We start from the raw sequence: 22924 nt of genomic DNA on the forward strand, positions 1-22924 counted from the left end.
AGAGATCTCATAGGGCTTCAGTCCGAGAAAGCTCGCCAGTTCCCCTACAGGAAAGCGAGTAGCTTCCCAATCACCCCTGACTCTTCATACGGCAACGAACCCCAGCTACCTCGAAGTCTAGTCTTTCAAAGTCCTGCCATATTGTTGAATAACTATTTATGAAAAATCAACAACGATGTGTACCATAGCTTTTTGTTTAATAGGCGAGTTTATATAAAAGATCGGTTAACAGGTCTACGCCATTTTCAAGATCTTCGGATTTCGTGAATTCTTTTGGTGAGTGGCTGATCCCTTGCTGACTTGGTACAAATAGGAGTGCGGTCGGGCAGTGGGTACCGAAAACTTGAGCATCGTGCCCGGCACCGCTTATTAACGGCTGAAAAGAGATGTTGTTATCCTGCGCAGTGGCTTTGGACAGGTCCATTAACGAAGCATCCATTTGCACCGGAGAAGCGTTCAGCCACTGGGAAGAAGAAATACTTACTTGATTCTCTGAGGCTGTCCATTGAATATAATCATGGAACCTGTCGCAAAATTGTTTCAGGTGTTTCTCTTCATGATGACGTACGTCGAGGGTGAATTCTACTTCGCCGGCAATGACGTTCGGTGTATTCGGCTGGGCGGTGATTTTACCAACCGTGGCGACAAGATCAGACTCATCATTTCTCGCTTGTGTCGTTACGTAATCAATCAAATGGGAGGCGATACTCATAGCGTCTTTTCTTAAAGGCATAGGAGTCGTCCCGGCATGGTTGCTTTCTCCTGATATGTTGATAGTGAACCTGCGCTGACCTACTATGTGGCTGACCAGCCCGAGTGAGTGGCCTGATCGCTCAAGTACGATGCCCTGCTCGATATGAAGTTCTATGAAACAATCAATATCCTGTCTCATAGGAGATTGATAATGCGCAGGATCAAAACCGGCCTCACGCATCGCTGAAAGTAAAGGAACACCTTTTGCGTCTGTGACGTTTTTAGCGTCCTTGAGGGTATAGCGGCCCGTGATGTTCCTGGACCCCCAAAAGGTCATAGGGAAGCGGCTGCCTTCTTCTTCGCATAGCGATACGACTTCAATTGGTTTTTTCGGAGTCCCGTAAGTCGCTTTTAGTCTTTCAACAGCCAGCAGGCTTGCTACAATGCCGTATACCCCGTCATATCTTCCTCCATCTGCCACGGTATCTATATGTGAACCTGTCAAAACCGTATCCGCCTTGGCATCACTGCCTTCCAGCCTACCGAACAGGTTGCCGACACTGTCAAAATGGACAGCTAATCCGTCATTTTTCATTTTATGTTCAAGGGCTTTCTGAGCTTCGCTCCATGCGGATGAATATAATAATCGATTTATTCCGCCGTCGGGAGAAAGACCAAAGGATGACAGCCATTTCACCATGTCTTCGGCTTTGTTATTTATGATAAAAGTAGATTTTGATTCAATCGCCATAATTCTCCTCCGTTTCATCTGATGTAAGGATGAGATTCTTTTTGTTAGTAGGTTAAGTTTACCAAGAGAACTGCGGCACATCATTGGCAAAAGTGTAGTAATTTCGATAGTTTATTGTTCAAATTGCATAATAATTCTAAAAATTATGATAAGATACATAAAAATGAAAAGTAGATGGAGTGAAGTTTATGAAAGTTTCGGAAGTTTTGCATATGCCTGCCTTGGAAGGGTGCCACGTAATCGCTGGGGAAACCGGCATCGACAGGGAAATTCTGCATGTCAATATGATGGATGCACCGGATATTGCACGATTTTTAAAACCGCAGGAGCTGCTGGTGACGACTGCTTATCATGTCAAAGATCAGCCTGAGCTGCTGCTCGAGCTGGTCGAAGCGATGAACGCACAAGGTTGTGCCGCGCTCGGAATTAAGACGAAGCGTTTTTTGCAAAAGATTCCTCCAGAAGTTATTAAGCTGGCAGACGAACTCGGGTTTCCCATTATAGAACTGCCGTCGTCAACATCGCTGGGAGATATCGTGAATCAGACGCTTAGCAACATATTAGATAAGAAGACCAATGAACTGCGTTTAGCTATTGATACTCATAAGCGATTCTCCCAGCATATTATGAGTGGAAAAGGGCTGCACAAATTATTGAAGAGCCTGGCTGACATGCTGCATGTTCCTGTAGCATTACTGGATCAGTATGCGAACCCGATCGCTGCCTCTGACCCTAAGCTGACACTCAATCATTTGGCTAAAGGGATCTATGTCAAAGGAGGGAACACTGTCCCAGAAGCAAGTCGGTACTATTCATTTTCCACCGTTCCCGATCGCCGTACATATTCTGTATTTCCTGTATTTACTCACGAAAAAAGAGCGGGCTCTCTTATCGTATTCTCCCCAATCCACAAGGAGGATCATTCCTCACAATTAACGATTGAACAGGCTGCCAACGTCATATCATTTGAGTTGATTAAAGAAAATGCGTTGAAGCAGTATTCCCGGCGTGTCAAAAATGAATTTTTTCTAAATTTCACAGAAGGGGTGTTTTCTTCACAGGAAGAAATCATCAATCGGGCAAAAGAATTCTCACTCGAAAATAACGCTCCTTATTTTTGTGCCATTGGTAAGGTAGTGACGAAAGGGTTCAGCAGCTATACCCAAACCCAAATAGAAACCGACCAAATCTATGAACATATTGAAGAAGAACTTATAAAGTTCTCTTTATCTACCCATCTATTCACACGGGGAGACCAATGTATTCTTCTATTCAAAGTCGATGGAAGTGCTAAGGAAAACCATGATTATGTTATATCCTCTTTGAAGCTGATCCAGGATAATGTAAAGGATCGATTCGGACGCTGCATTTCTTTTGGGGTAAGCAACTTGTCCAGGAATTTGCTGAATGTAAGAAAAGGTTATAAGGAGGCTCAAGATGCCCTTGAAACAGGGTGGCGCACAGGGGAAGAAGGATTTATTCAAAGTTATCGGACGAAGGATGTCATGGAGCTGCTCCGAGTTGTTCCAGAAGAAGATTTAAAAGAATTCTATAATAACACTTTGAACCAGCTGGCGGGAGAGGATGAAACACTCCTGGACACACTTTTTGTGCACTTGGAAACTCATTCTCAGATTTCTGAAACGGCGAAGCGGCTGTTCGTCCATCGAAATACCGTCGTCTATCGACTGGAAAAATGTGAAGAATTACTTGGCGGTAAACTAAGCGATGCGGAAACGACGATGCAAATCCGCTTAGCATTAAGGATCAAAACGATGCTTGGTTTGTAATGATTTTTTTTATGGCGATGTTAAAGATGGTTGTAGATGTTCCTAAGAGAGTTATTCAACAATATGGCAGGATACTTTAAGACTTGATTTCGAGACATTGTGTGAGTGGATCAGGGCGGCGGGGAATGACTCGCTTTCCGTGGGAGCGCGGTGAGCTTCCTCGGACGTCCCGTCCTGCGGGATCTCACCAAGCACTCTTTTCCCACAGGAGTCTCCCCATTCCCCGCCGCCCCTCACTATAGATGGGCTTTACGAAATCCAAATAAGAAAATTTCAGACATTCTATTCCATGCTCAACTCAACAATCAGCAACAGAAGAGAATTCCTCCTCTTCTGTTCGATAAGGGGCCATCGAATTTCTTCGTTCCTCGTGTTGCCTTTATCAGCTCAGTCCATGCCACTGAACGAAAGATGTACTTCGCTAAATCACTTGAAAAGCACCTTCTTAGTAATAGTGGGGGCATTAAACTCCAGTGCTCTGGTTATAGCATTTTAGTGTAAAAACTTCCTACACTTTAAGGCAATTCCCGGCATTTTCTTGCATACAGAAGTCTCGCCAGTTATCACTCAAAGGTAGTTGTTTTTTTTAGTGAAGCACTGCCTCAAATGTTTCCATAATCCTCACAAGGGCAAGAAGGTCCGGGAAATGCGAGACTCCTATGGGATATTAGTACATGGTGAGATCCCGGAGGGCGTCAGCCCGAGGAAGCTCACCGTACGCCCATGGAAAGCGAGTGATTTCCCGGACCTTCACGCTCTATTTTTGTGGTGGAAACAGTACGGATGTCTCGAAACTGAGTCTTCCGCTAACGGGAGCTTATATGAATATCAACACGGAAATTTAACAGAGTCTTTTATAAAGGATTATGCATAATGCTCATTTACAGAGCTGATAATTGTATAAAATGAATAATGACAATTTTCAGAAAAATACTTATGATGAGAATTATACATTTTGGCAGAAGGAGTGAGGGGAAGGTGAGAGTAGTGAATATAAGCGAGATCAACGAAATGAGTGATCAGGATTTTGCGAATTGTCTCGGGAAAGTCTTTGAGGATTCTCCCTGGGTGGCGGTGAAAGCTGCCCAGTTTCGACCCTATCCTTCATTAGATGCTCTTCATCAAAGAATGGTCGAGATTGTAAGCAACGCTCCGGAAGAAGAAAAGTTGGAGCTCATCCGTATCCACCCGAACCTGGGTGACAATATTCAAATGAGTGAGGACTCCGTCCGTGAACAGCAGGGAGCCGGACTTAAGAACTTATCAGAGAAGGAGTTCGCAAGCTTCCAATCATTGAATGACCGATATACAAAGAAATTCGGCTTTCCTTTTATTTTTGCTGTGAAGGGCAAGTATAAGGACGATATTCATGAAGCATTGAAAGAGAGAGTCGATAACTCTGAAACGGAAGAATTTGATAAAGCTTTATCAGAAATTTATAAAATTGCCAGGTTCCGTCTACAAGATAAACTAATGGCTTGAAGGAGAGGATCGAATGGATATTCAATCAAATGAACGCACTATGTATTATGGAAAAAGAGATGTGTTTGCTTATCGTACATATATGACACCTCTACGAGGTGTAAAACAAATTCCCGAGTCGAACTACAGCGGAAGTGAAAATATTGTGTTTGGATTAAACGTAAGTGTAAGGATTGGAGGGAAAGAATTCTTACCCTCATTCACAGAAGGTGACAACTCGATGGTCGTAGCAACAGATTCGATGAAAAATTTCATCCAACGGCATCTAGCCAGCTATGAAGGTTCGACGACCGAAGGCTTTATCTCTTATGCATCACATGCGTTTCTGGAAAAGTATCCTCACTTCGAAAGTGTACAGATGATCGGTGAAGAAATTCCCTTTGAAGCCGCCAGTGCCAGTACAAAGGAAGGGCTTGTTCCTAGTAACCTAGTATTCAAACATTCCCGCGATGAACGTTCACAGGCAATGATTGAACTAGTGCGAAGCGGTAACGGGATTCAAGTGAAGCACCAACAAAGTTCTTTATTGGATTTACAGCTGATCAAAGTGAAAGGTAATTCGTTCGTCGGCTATATACGGGATGAATATACGACCCTCCCGGAAGATGGCAACCGTCCTTTATTCATTTACTTGAACCTGCATTGGCAATATGAGAACGAGGAGCACGCCACAGGTGCATATCCGTCCCAATATACGGCCGCTGCTCAAATCAAAGATATAGCCGCAAGCGTGTTTCATGAAAAAACAACTCCATCTATCCAGTCATTGATCTACCATATTGGCTGCCGTGTTTTAGAGAGATTTCCTCAGCTTAAGAACGTGACATTTGAATCGCAGAACCGCACGTGGGAAACCGTAGTTGAAGACATCCCTGGGTCCGAAGGGAAAGTTTATACGGAACCGCGTCCACCATATGGCTTTCAAGAATTCACAGTTACTCAGGAGGATGCTGCGAAGGAGAAAGAAAAACAAACCGTCTACTATGAAAAATAATAGGTTATAGCGAGGGATCAATATGGCAGGATTAACTACTCATGTACTTGATTTGACTCACGGGACCCCTGCGGACCATGTAGAGATAGACTTATATACTATTAAAGGAAAGAATAAAGAACATATCAAAACCGACACGACCAATCTCGACGGCCGCCTGGATGCTCCTTTATTAACTGAATTAGAAATTCAACAAGGAGAGTATGAAATCGTGTTTCATATCGGTAGTTATTTTAAGAGGAAAGGGGTAGAGCTTGAGGAGCCGAATTTCTTACAGACTGTACCTGTCCGTTTCGGCATAAGTGAGCCGGACTCCCACTATCACGTACCTTTATTAGTGTCACCGTGGGGGTATCATGTGTATCGGGGCAGCTGAATAAAACGAACCTTTTAAACAGATGAGGGATTCATACAGGTTACTGTCCTGTATGAATCCCTCATCTGCTGTTTTTTGTTAAACCTGCTAATATATGAAACTAAGCCTGAGCAAATATAGGACAGCACTCGAATTTGCATCACACGGACGATACTGCAAACCTTCCAGCTCTCAGTTTATGACAAAAAACTCGTGAAAACTTTATTACAGAAGTTATAATTCCTAACAATATACAGAAAAAAGGTTATATCTGGTCGAAATTTCAATGTTTTTGTTTTCATTTCCTAAAAAAGAAGTATAATGAACTTATAAGTGAAAGAATTTTCTGAATATTATCCACTCCACCATACATATGCTGGTCCCCTCAGCATAACTAAAAAAGAGGTGAGTGAGATGAATGTGAAATTACTGCGTTTAAGTGTCCCCCTCGTTCTATTGATTACCTTCACCCTGCCTTTCTCTCCGCAAGTAGAAGGAGCCAGCTCTCAGTTTGTTACAAAAGGAAAAACTTCAAGCAAAGTCGTTGCTTTAACCTTCGATGACGGGGCAGATGGAACAAATGTCGAAAACATTCTCCAAACACTATCTTCAAACAATGTGAAAGCTACTTTTTTCCTTACTGGGTCAGGTACAAACCATCATCCTCAAAAAATCAAAAACATCGTGTCAAAAGGACACGAAATTGGAAATCACTCCTACAGCCACCCAGACTTCACTAAGCTTACGGCTTCTCAAATCAAGAACGAGCTTGATCGTACGGAAGACATTATAAAGCAAACGACAGGGCGTTCGACGAAACCACTTTTTCGCGCTCCTTTTGGTGCTGTCAATTCCTCTGTACTCTCGGCCGTCGGCAATGCCGGGTATAAGCAAACTATTCATTGGAACATTGATACGATTGATTGGAAAGGAAATTCAGCAGCCGATGTTCGAAACAGGGTGCTGGACAATATTGTACCTGGGTCGATTGTACTGATGCATACCGGGGCAGGTGCATCTGGTACACCTGGTGCATTGCCTGGAATCATTAGTAATCTGAAAAATCAAGGGTATCAATTTGTTACCGTCTCCGACTTATTGAATGACGGGGAACTATCTTCCACTGGTACTCATACGGTAAAAGCCGGAGACACACTTTACAGTCTATCTCTTAAGTACAACACTTCGGTAAGTAAAATCGCGTCAGAGAATCGGTTGGATAATGTGAATTTTCTTCGTGTCGGACAAGTACTGAAAATACCAGGGAAATCAACCGCACCGTCGAACACCCCAGCAGGCTATACGGTGAAATCAGGGGATACACTGTATAGCATTGCACGTAAATTTAATACGACCCTGTCTGAGATTACTTCCGTGAATCAAATTAGAAACTCAGCATTAATTCAGGTTGGACAGGTGCTTACGATTCCAAATGGATCGACCTCTGAGCCATCTTCTCAAACGTATACAGTAAAAACAGGAGATACTCTGTACAGCATTGCTCTGAGATTCGGAACGACTGTGCAGAAAATCGCATCTGCCAACAACATTACAAATCCTAGCTTCATACGTCCAGGCATGAAGTTGTCTATTTCTTAGGTTGACTGAACATCTTGAAAATACAAAAAACGTGAAAGGAACAACGTATCAAAGAAATATTAAAACCTCATAAACACAAAAAGAGGCTGTTTTAGAAACATACGAAATAACATACTCATGAGCAGACCAAATTGCATATGATTTGGTCTGCTGTTTTCTTTAAGTATATCAACGATTGTTGTGTATGGTCACTGGCATTAGCATAGTCGCAACTCTAATAACCTAATGATAAAAGCAGTGGGGAACGTGCTAGTATCTATATTGGTATTTATAGAACAAGTAGGTAATTGTAAAATCTGTTAAGGTTTGTTCTTAAGCTAACTGGCAGGATAATGGAAGACTTGGTTTCGAGATAACCTGGGTTCGTGGCTGTAATGAGAGTCTGGTGTGGTTGGGAAGCTACTCGCTTTCCTGTGGGGGAAGTGGCGAGCTTCCTCGGTCTTGCAAGCCCTGTGGGATCTCGCCTACATCCTTCTCCCACGGGTGTCTCGCAGCTCCCCAACCACACCAATCGATAGGAGATGAACGAGACCCTCTTATACCGTTCTTTGAATTATTTTTATCTTCGCATGCTCAGTCCAGTATCCTAAAACCCCTAACTTCTATTACGGGACGGAACTAAGAAATGAGAAGCAGAAACTCTCTTGTACCAACGTTTGCAGATTCATTCAACCGGTTGTATTAGAGAAACCAACTATCCAATAGGCTTTTCATTTCCGTGAAAGTAAGCTAGAAATGAACCCTTTTTGCAAGAAGGTGCGTCTTCTTTATCCATGTTCGTTTTTTGGTGATCGGTTGTTTATAGGGATAAACCGCTCAATATCAAGTTTTGATCATAACTGTAGCACAGCATCTGACATCCTGAAATCGGTGTTTCCGTACCCCCTACTCATCGCAAAGAGCTCCGGGAAATTACGAGACTCCTGTGGGAAGAGAGTGCTTGGTGAGAGCCCGGAGAGCGAAGATCGAGGAGGCTCACTGCGCTCCCACGGAAAGGGAGGGATTTCCCGGAGCTCTTGCCTCTGTTAAACATAACGGAAACAGTCCAAACATCTCGAAACTGAGTCTTCAACATAAGGGAGCTTTAGTTTAACTAGATAAGTTAACCAGAAAAAGGGTTGGAATTTAATATCCAAGCCTTTTTATTGTCTCTATTGAATGATGTCGATGAGAAGTATATGGAAATGGATTTTATTCTTTTCGAATGGTTATCAATATATGGCAATGAGACAAAGGGCAGAGACTATAATTTTATAGAAAAAGTATATTCGAGACGCCCCCTTAATTTATGAAAAAACTAGGTGAATTGCTAAACAAAGCTAATTGAAAGGAATATAAATAGGTATATGGTTCTTTGAGGAAAAGCAAATGAATCCTATTAAAATATAGGGAGGTCAAGAATGAATACGGTAGAGCGAAACATTTGGTCTTTGTACTACGAGTTTTTAGAAACGTTCAAGATTTTAAAATATAAAGGTTTTTCAATTCCTTACTTGTGTCACTTCCGCAGTCTGATCACAGATAATCAGAAAGTGTATGGTCGTATATCATCAGAAAATTTTCTGAAGTCTTTACGTTATGAAATAAAAGATAAACAATCATTCCAGCAGCTTTTTAATGCTTATAAACGATATCACGTGAATAAAAGCAAAAGTAAATTAGCTCCAAAAGCTGTCAGTCCAGAGGGAAAGGTTGTTCTATATGACGCCGCTAAATTGCTGCGTTTCCCGAAAGAAATCATTGATCAGCATTTTAAGCCTTCAGACACGATTGTTCTTCATGATCTTTATACTAAGAATAAAAAGAACAAAATAGTCAAAGGAATCCCGATAGAAGGTCTTCCTTGTCATTACTTACATGACTATAGGGCGAATGTGAGTTCCAATATCCATATTTTACAGACAAAGGCAGCTGAGATCATATCATCATTCAAAGGTCATCCGATGTTCAATGATAAAACATTTAAGCAGATCTTTAATAAACAAATTGAAGGAATTGTCCATCGAATAGAGGAAGCCAGCAGGTTTTTTAACAAGAATCCTGTTTCTTGTATCGTGTTTTCTTCCACCCATTATTATCAAAGCAGAACGATTGCGATGGTTGCGGCAGAAGTAGGTATTCCTACAATATGCATGCAGCATGGAATCATCGGTAATGAAATAGGGTTCATTCCTCAGATTGCAGATGTAGAAGCTGTTTATGGAAATTTTGAAGCCGAATGGTTTAAGCGTTTAGGCGTACACGAGCAATCGGTTGAGGTGATCGGCCACCCTCGATTCGATACGATTCATCTTCAACCATCTATTTCAAGGAAGCGGATGGAACGCAAGTTAGGTTTAAAACGTGGGAAGAAATTGATTCTTATGGTTGTGCGAGATAATCAACAGATAAAGAAATGGGAAGCGTTTATTAACTCCCTTGGAAATAATGAAGATTACAATATCATCGTGAGAGATTATCCTCAATTGACCCCTCACCCGCTGACCTCAAAGTATCCTTTCCTTTCCTCATCTCAACATTTTCAATTGTATGATCTGATACGACACAGTGATTTAGTGGTAACTTATTTATCCACAGTAGCATTGGAGGCTATGATAGCTGATAAACCTGTCTTCATTTTATCTACTCCTTTTCCTAATTACACGGGTTACTATGACAGTTTAGGGGAGTTAGTGGAAACAGATCCGGTGAGGTACGCTGACTTGATCCATAGATATTTTAATGACAAAGAGATGAAAAAACTGGCTAAAGAGAGAAGGGTAGAGTTTCTTGAGCAGGCTTATCCAATAGCCGAACTGTCTGGGGAGAGGTTGAAGAATTTAATTGATAGATTGTCCTCAGATCTTTAAATGAATGACAAAGAAAGGGGGGGAATACGTAATGAATGATTTTGAACGCAATTACTGGTCTTCTTATTGTGATTTTATTGATTTGTTTGCACCGCTTACCTATCTAGGAATCTCTATTCCGCTGGTGAGTCCTTATTATGTGCTTATACACGAGAATGCCATCAACAAATTGAGTGATAAGGCTTTGTCTAAATCGATAAAGACCAGCATAAAAAAAGAGAGGGACATTCAGTCTCACTTTGAGCAGCGGCTGAATTCATATAGGAAAAAAGTAAGCCAATCTAAAGGAAAAGTCGTATTATATGACACCTCACTGAGAATTCCTGAATTGATGTTGAAGGAGCATTTTCTGCCCTCAGAAACAATGATTTTGCGGCAAAGATCGAAAAATCCTAAACCACCACATGCCATCCCTGCCGCCCCATTTATTTCATACTCAAAAGTTAACAAAAAAACGATAAGTGAATTCCAGACGAAAGCTATTGAATGTTTGAATAAAGTGAATTTCCATCCTATATACGGCGATAAGAAGTTCAGGAACAGACTCGTTAAGATCATTCCAGGCATCATGCATCAGATCTCTGCTGCTGTCCATTTTTTTGAAAAAACATCCGTTTCCTGTCTCGTATTAGGAACGACGAATAGCAGTGATACAAGAAGTATGGCGCTTGCCGCTTCGTTAAAAGGAGTCCCGACCATCTGCCTGCAGCACGGAATTCCAATGCTTGAATTCGGGTACCTTCCGAAAGTTGCTGACTATCTTGCTGTCTACGGAAGTTATGATGTGGAGTGGTATTCTAACAAAGGAGTACCTTTAACTTCCCTGAAGAGCATGGGACACCCGAGGTTTGATGAAATATTTAAAATGAACGTAATGGATAAGAAAGCTTTCCAAACCCATTTTAAATTAGACCCGTCTAAAAAAACGGTGCTTCTCGTCATTCACCATGAAGAGACGGAAATTCCAAAGGCAATCATTCAACAGATGAAAGGTACATGCAACCTCATAGTAAAGCAGCGGAATGGTAAACAAAGAGACTCGGAAAAAACGGTCTTGCTACAAAAAGAGTTCCCAGATGTAAGCTTCGCTGATGACATGCATTTATACAACTTGCTTCACTGTGTAGATGCTGTCATAAGCTACGAATCCACGATTGTATTAGAAGCCATGCTGGCTGATAAACCTGTATTCATTTGGAAGTTGAGAAGCTTAGTACCGAGCTCAACAAATTATTATGAGCAGTTGAATGACTATATCTTTCAGGATGCCGGTACATTAGTCAAAAGTGTAACGGCTGCTTTAGAAGCCGATTTCGATAAACAGACGTGGGAAAGGAAGAAGACCGAGTTCCTGGCATCGAAGTATTTCGCTCAAACAGCGACATCAATCCACCAGTTGAAAGCATTAATTCAGTCTTTGAAGGCATAATAAAAAACTCCTTTAACAGCTTTTTACTGCTGCGACAGGAGTTTTTTATGTACCCATGTACTGATTTTTATAGAAAGAGTTGAAGTCTTTCAATTAACTCTTATGAAAACCAACAACGCTTAACTAGCAAATCGGTGTAATCACCTTTAATGAGGGCAGCTGCCCTGTGTCATAAACCAATACGCTTTCCCTATTGTTACATATACTATTATACATTGTATAAAAGAGGAGATAAGGGAATGACAGAGCGAAAAAAGCTAAAAGAAATACATGATTATTGGGTGAAATCGAGCACACCTGACTTATATGCGCAAAGAGTGGAACGAAGTGAATTTTTAACGAAACATGTGAAGAAGTACGTTGCCAAGAAAGGAAAAGTTCTTGAAGTCGGTTGTAATGTAGGGCGTAATCTTAATCACCTTTTCAGTCACGGATATAAAGACGTGACGGGGATTGAAATCAGTGAGCAAGCAGTAAAAGCAATGAAAAAAACATATCCTCAACTTGCGAAAAAAGCGAATATCATTCATTCGCCAGTAGAAAATGTTATTAAAAAACTCCCGACTGATGGTTTTGATTTAGTCTTCTCAATGGCTGTATTGGAACATATTCACCCGGACAGTGACTGGATTCTTGAAGAAATCGCAAGAATATCAGGAGAGTATTTGATCACTATTGAAGCGGAAACGGCTGCCAACTGGCGTTTTTTCCCGAGGAACTATAAGGAGATTTTTGAGAAATACGGATTCCGGCAAGTTGAGGAAAAGAGCTGTGAAGAGGGCGGGTTGGAACATTACACGCTCCGAGTGTTCAAAAAGAAAGGGAAGTAGCTGAAATGCCCGCTGGAAAATATCCGGTGGGTTCTTTTGTTCCCGCTGGTCTTTTTGCCGTTATTAATGTAAAAAAATAGTGGGTAGTGTATATACTTTTTGTGCTACTATGAGCTTATAGAAGAAAGAGTATGATGCCGGACTGGAACACATGAGGTCTTTTGATTGCCCATATAGTAGGTCATGTACCCTTTTTGACGTAAGGGCAGAGAAATGAATGAAGAGAGGGGCAGGTTTGATGGATAAAGATCAATCCAAAAAAGTAAAGCAGTTCAAAGGGACGAAATTGCATACCAAAGGATGGATTCAGGAAGCGGCTTTAAGGATGTTGAATAATAATCTTCATCCTGATGTTGCTGAGAACCCTGATGAACTCGTTGTTTATGGAGGAATCGGCAAGGCGGCGCGAAACTGGGACTGTTACGAAGCGATCGTGGAGTCTCTTACAAACCTTGAAAATGATGAAACCTTACTTATTCAATCTGGCAAACCAGTCGCTGTGTTCCGTTCGCATGAAGATGCTCCTAAAGTTTTGATCGCCAACTCCAACCTGGTGCCAGCCTGGGCGGATTGGGACCATTTTCATGAGCTTGATCAGAAAGGTCTGATGATGTATGGGCAAATGACGGCTGGAAGCTGGATTTATATCGGCAGTCAGGGGATTGTTCAAGGAACATATGAAACCTTTGCCGAATGTGCAAAACAACATTTTAACGGAAGCTTAAAAGGAACGATCACGCTGACGTCCGGACTAGGTGGTATGGGTGGCGCGCAACCGTTGGCTGTAACGTTGAACGGCGGGGTGTGCATCGCTGTTGAAATTGATCCGCAACGGATTCAGCGTCGAATAGATACGAAATACTTAGATGTTTCTACTGATAATATGGATGAAGCCATTAAGTTAGCAGAAGAAGCCCGCGATGGAAAGAAAGCGCTATCAATAGGGCTGCTCGGAAATGCGGCTGAACTGCTGCCGAAGATGCTGTCAAATGAGTTTATCCCTGACGTACTGACAGACCAAACCTCAGCTCATGACCCCCTTCATGGATACGTTCCGGTTGACATGAATTTAAAAGAAGCTGAACAACTGCGTAAAACAGAGCCTAAAACTTATATTCAACGTTCCAAACGAAGCATAGCTGTTCACGTCCAGGCTATGCTTGATATGCAAAAGAAAGGTGCAGTAACGTTCGATTATGGAAACAACATCCGACAGGTCGCAAAGGATGAAGGGATTGAAGCGGCGTTTGACTTCCCAGGCTTTGTCCCCGCTTACATCCGGCCGCAGTTTTGCGAAGGAAAAGGACCGTTCCGCTGGGTCGCGTTATCTGGTGATCCTGAAGATATTTATAAGACCGATGAAGTGATTTTACGTGAGTTTAGTGATAACGAACACTTGTGCAACTGGATTCGGATGGCTCGTGAGAAAATCAGTTTCCAAGGGTTACCTGCTCGTATTTGCTGGTTAGGATATGGTGAGCGTGCGAGATTCGGGAAAATCATTAACGACATGGTGGCAAGCGGAGAACTGAGCGCACCTATCGTTATCGGCCGTGACCATTTAGATTCCGGATCTGTCGCTTCTCCAAATAGAGAAACAGAATCGATGAAAGATGGCAGTGACGCTGTTGCCGACTGGCCGATCTTGAACGCTATGATCAACAGCGTGGGTGGAGCAAGCTGGGTCAGTGTTCATCATGGAGGCGGTGTCGGGATGGGCTACTCTCTGCATGCGGGAATGGTGATTGTAGCTGACGGCACAAAAGGGGCAGCACAGCGGCTGGAACGTGTATTGACTACAGACCCAGGAATGGGCGTTATACGTCACGTGGACGCAGGCTATGCTATCGCTGAACAGACAGCTCGTAAACAAGGAATCCAAATCCCGATGCTTAAGGAGGAGTCCGAATGACAGACAAGCTGCTCATAATGAATGCCGCGCAAGTGATCACGATGAAAGGGCATAGTGACCGTCCAGCTATTCAAGGGGAAATGGCTGAGCTTGATATCATCGAAAATGGTGCGGTCTATATAGAAGATGGAAAAATTGCTGCGGTCGGTCCTACAGATGAGATTTCATCTAATTATTCGTCGAATCAGCGAATTGATGCATCTGGTAAAGTGGTAACCCCCGGGTTGATCGATCCTCATACACATCTTGTCCACGCGGGGACGAGAGAGAACGAGTATGCCATGCGGCTGAATGGTAAGACATATATGGAGATTATGGAGTCGGGGGGAGGGATCCATGCAACAACGCGTGCCACTCAGAAAGCCAGCCGCGAAATGTTATATGAGCAGTCGAAAAAGCGGCTCGATCAATTTTTGCTGCATGGTGTTACGACAGTCGAAGCAAAAAGCGGATATGGACTGACTCTGGAACATGAAATCAAACAGCTGGAAGTCGCGCACCAGCTGCATCGAAATCATCCGGTTGATCTGATTTCAACGTTTATGGGTGCACATGCCATCCCAATGGCTGAAAAAGATGATCCAGAGCCTTTTGTTGAGCGTGTGATTCATGAAATGATTCCGGAAGTAGCGAAGAGAAAGCTTGCCACTTTTAACGATGTATTTTGTGAACGTGGTGTGTTCACTCCTGAGCAGTCACGCAGGATACTTGAGGCAGGGAAGCAGCATGGCTTAATGCCGAAGATTCACGCTGATGAAATCGAACCTTATGAGGGAGCGGAATTAGCCGCTTCGGTTGGAGCCGTTTCAGCAGATCACCTGTTAAAAGCATCTGATAAGGGAATCAAGGCTCTTGCTGAGTCTGGAGTAGTCGGAGTTTTGCTGCCAGGCACTGCTTTTTTCCTTATGGCTGAATTCGCTGAAGCTCGGAAAATGATCGAAGCAGGTATTCCGATAGCGTTATCGACTGATGCGAATCCCGGATCTTCACCGACTATTTCTTTGCCCTTCATGATGAATTTAGGCTGTTTAAAAATGGGCATGACTCCTGAAGAGGTACTGACGGCAACTACAATCAATGCCGCACATGCTATTGGCTGCGGCAGAGAGGCAGGCAGTCTGGAGCGTGGAAAGAAAGCGGACGTGACAATTTTTAACGTGCCTAATTATTTGACGCTATCTTATCAATACGGCATGAATCATGTGGATACGGTCATAAAATCTGGCAAACCTGTCGTAATAGGAGGGCGGCTGCAATGACAAACTATCCATATCCTATGCTTGAACGCCCAGAAAGAATATGGACGAAGCCAACCGATCAATTACGTGACCTTAAAGTGCACGAATGGGTTGAATATATAGGGGAAGGACCGATCCATTGGGAAGAGTACGATGTAACGATTTTAGGAGCACCGCTTTCCAAATCGTCTATCAGTACATCGGCGGCCAGTGAAAACCCGGAGGCCATGCGTCAGGCCTGGAAATCATTCGGGACGTATAATCTTGACGAGGATATTGATTTGGCTGCATTAAAAGTCCTTGATCTTGGCAATGTGCGTCAGCATGTCACAGATATACAATGGACGCAGAAGCAGATTAGAGAAGCTATGGCTGCGGTAAGGACCTATCACCCTCATACACTTCCGATTTCACTAGGCGGCGATCATTCGATCACAGCTAAGCTGATCGAAGGTTGGAAACAGGTGCATATGGAAGAAACGATTGGACTGCTGCAACTGGATACCCACTTTGATTTACGCGATCTCACGGACATAGGACCAGCAAACGGTACACCGGTCCGCAGTCTTTTAGAGAGTGGGATCGTGAAAGGGGAACACGTCCATACGATTGGTTTGCATGGATTTTTTAACGCAAAAGCACTCAAAGACTATGCTGATGCAAAAGGGGTGCATTATACAACGATGAAGCAGGCCAGGAGTGAAGGGATCGGAACCGTAATTCGTAGTGCCCTGGAGCAGCTGGGGCGAGAAGTCGACACCATCTATCTTACAGTGGATATGGATGTTCTTGATATCACTCACAATCCGGGGGCTCCTGCTGCCACGCCGGGCGGAATGTTCACTCATGAATTGTTTGAATTAGTCCAAATAGCAGGGGCTCATCCCAAAGTGAAAGCTATGGACATCGTCTGCCTTGATCCTCGCAAAGATATCGGGGAGTTTGGCATCAAGAGCGCCGTTCATGTCATGCTGTCATTTTTGACGGGATATTGCTTAAGACAGAATAAAGTATAGTATGGAAATATGATGGAATTAATGGATTAGACAAAAGTTTAAGTACAGCTTTTTTCGGCGGCTGAATATAATTTAGAAGTAAAATTATTGATACTGTGTCTTTTATGCTGTAACTAGGCAGAAGCCTGAACTTCTCCAAGTGAAATTGAACTTTGTATAGAAAACGTTTACAATTTAATTAGATACAGTGAAATAGGTGAAGACTATGACTCAGAAGATTCCAATAGGAAAGTTAGCGATGCTCGTTGCAGCTTTGACTCCTGAAGAGTTGGAGCCTTTCACGGAACGATTAAAGGACGTCGACTACTGTCAGGGCCAATCTGGTTCAATGAATATGCAAAAAGTGATTTCTGCCGTAGAAACCGCAGCCAAAAGAAATCATATTATATCAGATGAACTGTACCGCGAAACTCATGCGTTGTATCATGCGATTCTAGAAGCGTTAGAAGGCGTGATGCGGGGGCAGATGGCTGCTGGAGATATGATGAGGACGGTCGGTTTACGCTTTGCGGTCGTCCGTGGTTCGCCTTATGAGAAATTTGATGAAGGAGAATGGCTCGCCGTCGCTTTTTATGGGACGATCGGTGCGCCGGTCAAGGGACTTGAACACGAAACGTTCGGGCTTGGTATCAACCATATAGGATAATGGCTGCCTATAGTCATAAGTTATGAGGAGGCGGCAATGGTATTACGTATGCCATTGTCGTCTCTTTTTTTGTTCTTTGAGAGGAGAATGGCTATGATTCAATTAAACGGATCGGATTTAACGCTGAGCAAAATGAAGAGAATCTTATACAAAGGTGAAAAGATTACAATCGATCCGGTCAGTATGGAAAAAGTAAAGAAAAGCAGGGTCGCCGTCGAGCGAGTGGTTACAAGCGGCAAGACGGTATATGGACTCAATACCGGTTTTGGTAAATTCAGTGATGTGCGAATCCGTGATGATGATGTAGATGACTTGCAGCTCCATTTAATTCGCTCGCATGCGTGCGGAGTCGGGGAGCCTTTTTCGGAAAAAGTGAGTAGGGCCATGGTCATTTTACGACTCAATGCCCTGCTGAAAGGATACTCAGGCGTCCGGCCTTGTGTAGTGGAGCGATTATGTGACTTAGCCAACGATCATATAATTCCAGTAGTTCCAAGTCAAGGCTCCCTCGGGGCTTCAGGAGATCTGGCTCCCCTGTCTCATCTAGCTCTCGTCCTTGTTGGAGAAGGTGAAGTGCATGTTGAAGGAAAAATAAAGAAGACTTCAGAGGTGTACCACAAGTATGGTTACCAGCCACTCACTTTAAAAGCTAAAGAAGGGCTCGCCTTGATCAACGGCACGCAGGCGATGACGGCGGTCGGGGTCATCAATTTTATTGAAGCTGAACGATTATTCCACCAAAGTGACTGGATTGCATCCATGACGCTGGAGGCTTTAGAAGGAATTATCGATGCGTTTCACCCTGCTATCCATGAAGCGCGCGGATATAAAGAACAGATGGAAGTGGCGGAACGGGTACGTCTTATCACACATGACAGCAAACTCCTTACGCATCAAGGAGACAAAAGGGTACAGGACGCGTATTCCTTAAGGTGTATCCCTCAGGTTCATGGCGCATCAAGGCAGAGTCTTGCTTATGTAAAGGAAAAGCTGGAGATTGAAATGAATGCGGCTACCGATAACCCTTTGATTTTAGAGGATGGAACCCTGATCGTATCAGGTGGTAATTTCCACGGTCAGCCGATTGCTCTGGCGATGGACTTTTTGAAAATTGCTGCAGCAGAAATGGCCAGCATATCTGAACGAAGAATTGAACGGCTCGTCAATCCGCAGCTTAATAATCTGCCCGGGTTCTTAAGTCCGAATCCTGGACTGCAATCCGGAGCGATGATTCTGCAGTATGCCGCAGCATCTCTCGTTTCAGAAAATAAAACGCTCGCTCACCCGGCAAGTGTTGATTCGATTCCTTCATCTGCCAGTCAAGAGGACCACGTGAGTATGGGGACGATTGGAGCGCGCCATGCTTATCAAATCATCCTTAACGCCCAAAACGTCTCCTCCATTGAGTTGATTTGTGCGATGCAGGCGCTCGAGTATAGAGGGGTAAACTCAGCCTCAACTTCCGTGCAGGAACTTTTTGAAAAAGGGAGAGAAGTTGTACCGAGCATTACAGAAGACCGTGTGTTTGCTAGAGATATTGAAGCGCTATCGAAATGGCTGAGAAGCGATCAATTCGACTGGTCAATTTCGAAACATACGATTATTCCTAACAAATAGTTGATACCCTCTAATCGATTCCGAGAAATTAGTGAGAGTTAGGGGCTCCGTGAAACGGTTCGATTTCCCGGACCTTCAAGCTCTACTATGAGTAACGGAATCTCCAAAATCTTATCTTTCCAGGTCTGCTGAAAACAGCAAGAGGAGGCCTCTCAAACAAAGGGAGGCCTCCTTCTTTAATCTCTCACATATCAAAACGAACAAGTGAAAAATCTCTGGATTTTCATATAGTGAAGAAGCATTCTTGCATGACGTCCTTCTTCTGTGTAAGGATTTTGAAGACGTTCGAGCCGTTGTATGAATGCTAGGTCACAGGAACAATAATGTCGGGACCTTTGATAACAGATGTCGTGTGCTTTACATGCAGCGTCTACTGCATTGACTGGAGGTCCCGGCCCATTACAGCCTGGTCCGCACCAATTATATCCCGGCAGTACACAAACTCTCGGCCGTAAACTTCTGTGGTTGTACTTAGGCATATCTTCCTCTTCTTTCTCAAATAGTCAAAACCGTAAGCAAAGGTGATGTTTTCTCTGTTTATTTTATGATGGGACGGCTCTTACTGTTTAGGAATACCGCTTATTTTGTACTTGTTTTTTAGGAGGCTTAAATGGGAAGGTGACTTACGTGTGCTATTGAGTCGTTTTAGAGAATACATTAAACGGGGGATGTACAATTATGAAGAGAGAAAGAAGGGACCTTTATGAAGCTGTTAATGTTGAAACTGTTCAATCTGGCTAGTTTCATCTATATGATTGTTGCTTCATTGTTTATCGCAGATTTTTCTAGTGGAATGGGCAGTGAAGAAGTGTATGTCATGCCGGCGCCGTTTGCTTTTTCAATATGGGGTCTGATTTATTTACTGCTGTTCCTATTGATTATGAAATCCTTTTTTGCCAATGAAGAAGAAGACTTATTCGTCAGCCGGATCGGGCTATGGTTTCCTATCAGTATGATTCTTTCAGGAACTTCTGTCATTGTAGGCACCACACCTGCGATCCTATTCATCTCCCTATCCTTATTGACGCTTTGTATCGTGTATACGATTATTCAAGGACTTTATCTATCCTCTGCAAAGTATAGGGTTCCGTTTTCCATTTACCTTGGGTGGACATCCATTGCCACGATTGTAGACGCTTTCGTTGTGTTGAAAGCCAATGGGATAGAAGAATTATTTTCAATCGGTGAACTTGGCTGGTCAGTCATTTTACTGACGATTGGAGGGTTGATTGCTTTAGCCTTTTACTTTCTGCAAAAAGATTTTCTCTTCCCTCTTGTTTTCGTGTGGGGATATGGAGCTATTTATCTTTATCAAGAAAACGAGTTGATCAAATTCATTGCAGCCGCTTTTGTTGTAATTATTCTATTTATCATATCGACGGGTTTATGGAAAAAGATTCAGAAGGGTAAATAAATCCAGCTCTATGGCAGCACGTAAGGAAAAATATCACCGAATAGAAGTAAGGTTACAAGAATGATCTTATCAGAATCTATTGACAATTCAGCAAAATAAGCATAGTATATGTACCATTAATTACCTTACAATTTCATAGAAACTTTCTTATTGTGAGAGGTGGAGGGACTGGCCCTGCGAAGCCTCGGCAACGGGTCGTTAGTTTTAGACACTGTGCCAATTCCAGCAGGTGATTGTGGTGCCTGGAAGATAAGAAGATTGTTCGATATATGATGTCATCGTATACCTTTCTTCTTGTCTATTTGGGAAGAAAGGTTTTTTATTTATTTTAGGGAAGTGAGGTTAAGAAACTCTTATTCTTGATTTAAATGTAAATACGTGCGGCTATAATCCCGACTAAACAACTATGATTACAATGGCTTACATAATTAAGATAAGGAAAATGGATGTAGCCAGAGAAAAAGGAAAAATATTGATGCGAGGTGGGTAATTTTGCAGCTACAGGAAAAGAATAGTCCGTTTAACCAGGAACAAGCAGAACAATTGAATCGTGTGATTCCTACACTTACAGAAAATCAAAAGATATGGCTGAGCGGGTATTTGGCGGGGCCGGCATCTTCTGGTGCTGCGGTTCATGATCCTCCCCAAACAAAAGAGGCAGCCTCTACAGAAGCTCCAGCCAAAACGAGGGAAGTTACGGTTCTTTATGGTTCCCATACGGGGAATTGCCAGTCTTTATCGGAAGATTTTGCTCAACGGCTGAAACAACAGGATTTTAAAGTAACGTTGTCTTCTATGGATGATTACAAACCTAAAGCCTTAAAAAAAGCTGAAGATATACTCATTCTGACGAGTACGCACGGGGATGGCGATCCGCCTGACAATGCGATTCCATTTTATGATTTTCTTCATAGTAAACGGGCGCCTAAGCTTGATGATGTAAGGTTCTCCGTACTATCTCTCGGTGACAGCTCGTATGAATTCTATTGCCAGACCGGCAAAGACTTTGACAAACGATTAGAGGAGCTGGGAGCAGAAAGGTTATTTCAACGAATGGATTGTGATTTAGATTTTGAAGATCCTGCCGAAGAGTGGATGCAAGGAGTTCTGGAGCAATTGAATAAAGGGCGGCAATCAGAAGCCTCAATATCATCAGAGGCTCCAGTCGATCAAGCGACTTCTGCCACTTCTTACTCAAGAAGCAATCCCTTTCAAGCAGAAATCTTGGAAAATATCAATTTGAATGGGCGCGGATCTAATAAAGAAACCCGCCACCTTGAACTGGATTTAGAAGGCTCAGGTTTACAATACGAGCCAGGTGATAGTCTTGGGATTTTCCCTGAGAATGATCCAACTCTAGTTGAACAGCTGCTTGAAGTGATGGAATGGGATCCAGAGGAACTTGTGCAGATCAACAAACAAGGGGAATCAAAACCTCTGCGTGAAGCGTTAAGCACTACTTTTGAAATTACGAGCTTAACGAAACCGCTGCTTGAGAAGGTGGCAGAGCTTGCAAATCATGAGGAGCTGCGAGAGCTTGTCCACTCGGAAAAATTAAAAGACTATATTTATGGGCGTGACCTTATTGATTTAGTCAATGATTATGGTCCCTTCAAAGTATCCGCTAGTGAGTTCATTTCTATTTTACGGAAAATTCCTGTCCGTCTGTATTCGATTGCAAGCAGTGGAAAAGCGAATCCGGATGAGGTTCATTTGACGGTAGGTGCCGTTCGTTATGACTCACATGGGAGAAACCGTACGGGAGTATGCTCAGTCCAATGTGCAGAACGATCAGAGCCGGGCGGATCTTTACCTGTATTTGTCCAGCGAAATCAGAACTTTAAGTTGCCGCAGAACCCGGACACTCCCGTCATCATGATTGGAGCAGGTACCGGGGTAGCACCGTACCGCGCTTTCTTGGAGGAAAGAGAAGAAATGGATGTCGAGGGCGATGCATGGTTGTTCCTTGGTGACCAGCATTTTGTCACTGACTTTTTATATCAGATTGAATGGCAGAAATGGCTGAAAGAAGGCGTCCTGACAAAAATGGATGTCGCCTTCTCTCGTGATACTTCTGAGAAAGTGTACGTCCAGCATCGCATGCTTGAAAATAGTCAGTCCCTGTATGAGTGGCTTCAGGCCGGTGCTGTAGTTTATGTTTGCGGTGATGAAAAGCAGATGGCGAAAGATGTTCAAAGTGCCCTTCTTACCATCCTGAAGCAAGAAGGCGGAATGAACGACGAACAAGCCGAAGCATATTTAACGGATATGCGTAAAGAGAAGCGCTACCAGCGTGATGTGTACTAAAA

Annotated in this window: 15 protein-coding genes, 1 pseudogene and 1 riboswitch; of the genes and pseudogenes, 14 read left to right on the top strand and 2 right to left on the bottom strand. The window is 43.1% G+C overall.

Features of this window, described 5'->3' with window-relative positions; genetic code table 11:
* Positions 1-196 precede the first annotated feature (196 nt).
* Positions 197-1444 (bottom strand): allantoate deiminase, encoded by a 1248-nt coding sequence (gene allC, locus LF817_RS01070; protein ID WP_253933904.1) that lies wholly within the window; start codon positions 1442-1444, stop codon positions 197-199.
* Between the two features lie 188 nt (positions 1445-1632).
* Here allC and LF817_RS01075 point away from each other — a divergent pair, with 188 nt between their 5' ends.
* The 12 genes and pseudogenes from LF817_RS01075 to hutH all read left to right on the top strand — a co-directional run bounded on the left by LF817_RS01075 (position 1633) and on the right by hutH (position 19201).
* Positions 1633-3234 carry a PucR family transcriptional regulator gene (locus LF817_RS01075; RefSeq protein ID WP_253933905.1) on the top strand — a complete coding sequence of 534 codons (1602 nt, stop codon included), beginning with the start codon at positions 1633-1635 and terminating at the stop codon, positions 3232-3234.
* Between the two features lie 939 nt (positions 3235-4173).
* Positions 4174-5710 (top strand): annotated as a pseudogene (gene pucL, locus LF817_RS20320) (factor-independent urate hydroxylase).
* A gap of 22 nt (positions 5711-5732) precedes the next feature.
* Complete coding sequence (gene uraH, locus LF817_RS01090; protein ID WP_253933907.1) at positions 5733-6086, top strand: hydroxyisourate hydrolase; 354 nt, start codon at positions 5733-5735, stop codon at positions 6084-6086.
* A gap of 393 nt (positions 6087-6479) precedes the next feature.
* A complete protein-coding gene (locus LF817_RS01095) occupies positions 6480-7664 on the top strand; it encodes a LysM peptidoglycan-binding domain-containing protein (RefSeq protein WP_253933908.1) in 1185 nt (394 codons plus the stop codon).
* Positions 7665-9064: 1400 nt separating this feature from the next.
* Entirely contained in the window at positions 9065-10513 is a 1449-nt protein-coding gene (locus LF817_RS01100) for a CDP-glycerol glycerophosphotransferase family protein (protein WP_253933909.1), read from the top strand.
* Between the two features lie 31 nt (positions 10514-10544).
* Positions 10545-11942: a glycosyltransferase family protein gene (locus LF817_RS01105; protein ID WP_253933910.1), complete on the top strand. Its 1398-nt coding sequence runs from the start codon at positions 10545-10547 to the stop codon at positions 11940-11942.
* 239 nt (positions 11943-12181) lie between these two features.
* Positions 12182-12772, top strand: a complete 591-nt coding sequence (locus LF817_RS01110) for a class I SAM-dependent methyltransferase (protein ID WP_253933911.1) — start codon at positions 12182-12184, stop codon at positions 12770-12772.
* A gap of 238 nt (positions 12773-13010) precedes the next feature.
* Positions 13011-14684, top strand: coding sequence for a urocanate hydratase (hutU, locus tag LF817_RS01115; protein WP_253933912.1), 1674 nt, complete (start codon positions 13011-13013; stop codon positions 14682-14684).
* Complete coding sequence (gene hutI / locus LF817_RS01120) at positions 14681-15943, top strand: imidazolonepropionase (RefSeq protein ID WP_253933913.1); 1263 nt, start codon at positions 14681-14683, stop codon at positions 15941-15943. Before hutU ends, hutI begins: the two co-directional genes overlap by 4 nt.
* Positions 15940-16938 carry an agmatinase family protein gene (locus LF817_RS01125; protein WP_253933914.1) on the top strand — a complete coding sequence of 333 codons (999 nt, stop codon included), beginning with the start codon at positions 15940-15942 and terminating at the stop codon, positions 16936-16938. Before hutI ends, LF817_RS01125 begins: the two co-directional genes overlap by 4 nt.
* 205 nt (positions 16939-17143) lie before the next feature.
* Entirely contained in the window at positions 17144-17584 is a 441-nt protein-coding gene (hutP, locus tag LF817_RS01130; RefSeq protein WP_253933915.1) for a histidine utilization transcription antiterminator HutP, read from the top strand.
* A gap of 93 nt (positions 17585-17677) precedes the next feature.
* Complete coding sequence (gene hutH / locus LF817_RS01135; RefSeq protein ID WP_253933916.1) at positions 17678-19201, top strand: histidine ammonia-lyase; 1524 nt, start codon at positions 17678-17680, stop codon at positions 19199-19201.
* Between the two features lie 191 nt (positions 19202-19392).
* On the opposite strand, the gene LF817_RS01140 is transcribed toward hutH, so the two are convergent.
* On the bottom strand, positions 19393-19680 hold the full coding sequence (locus LF817_RS01140) for a phospholipase (protein WP_253933917.1): 288 nt from the start codon (positions 19678-19680) through the stop codon (positions 19393-19395).
* A 224-nt stretch (positions 19681-19904) separates the two neighbouring features.
* Here LF817_RS01140 and LF817_RS01145 point away from each other — a divergent pair, with 224 nt between their 5' ends.
* On the top strand, positions 19905-20615 hold the full coding sequence (locus LF817_RS01145) for a hypothetical protein (RefSeq protein WP_253933918.1): 711 nt from the start codon (positions 19905-19907) through the stop codon (positions 20613-20615).
* Positions 20616-20759: 144 nt separating this feature from the next.
* Positions 20760-20871, top strand: a riboswitch (SAM riboswitch).
* A gap of 236 nt (positions 20872-21107) precedes the next feature.
* Entirely contained in the window at positions 21108-22922 is a 1815-nt protein-coding gene (locus tag LF817_RS01150; RefSeq protein ID WP_253933919.1) for an assimilatory sulfite reductase (NADPH) flavoprotein subunit, read from the top strand.
* Positions 22923-22924: the final 2 nt, after the last annotated feature.

This window comes from Halobacillus sp. A1 (assembly GCF_024189295.1).
Taxonomy (GTDB): Bacteria; Bacillota; Bacilli; order Bacillales; family Halobacillaceae; genus Halobacillus_A.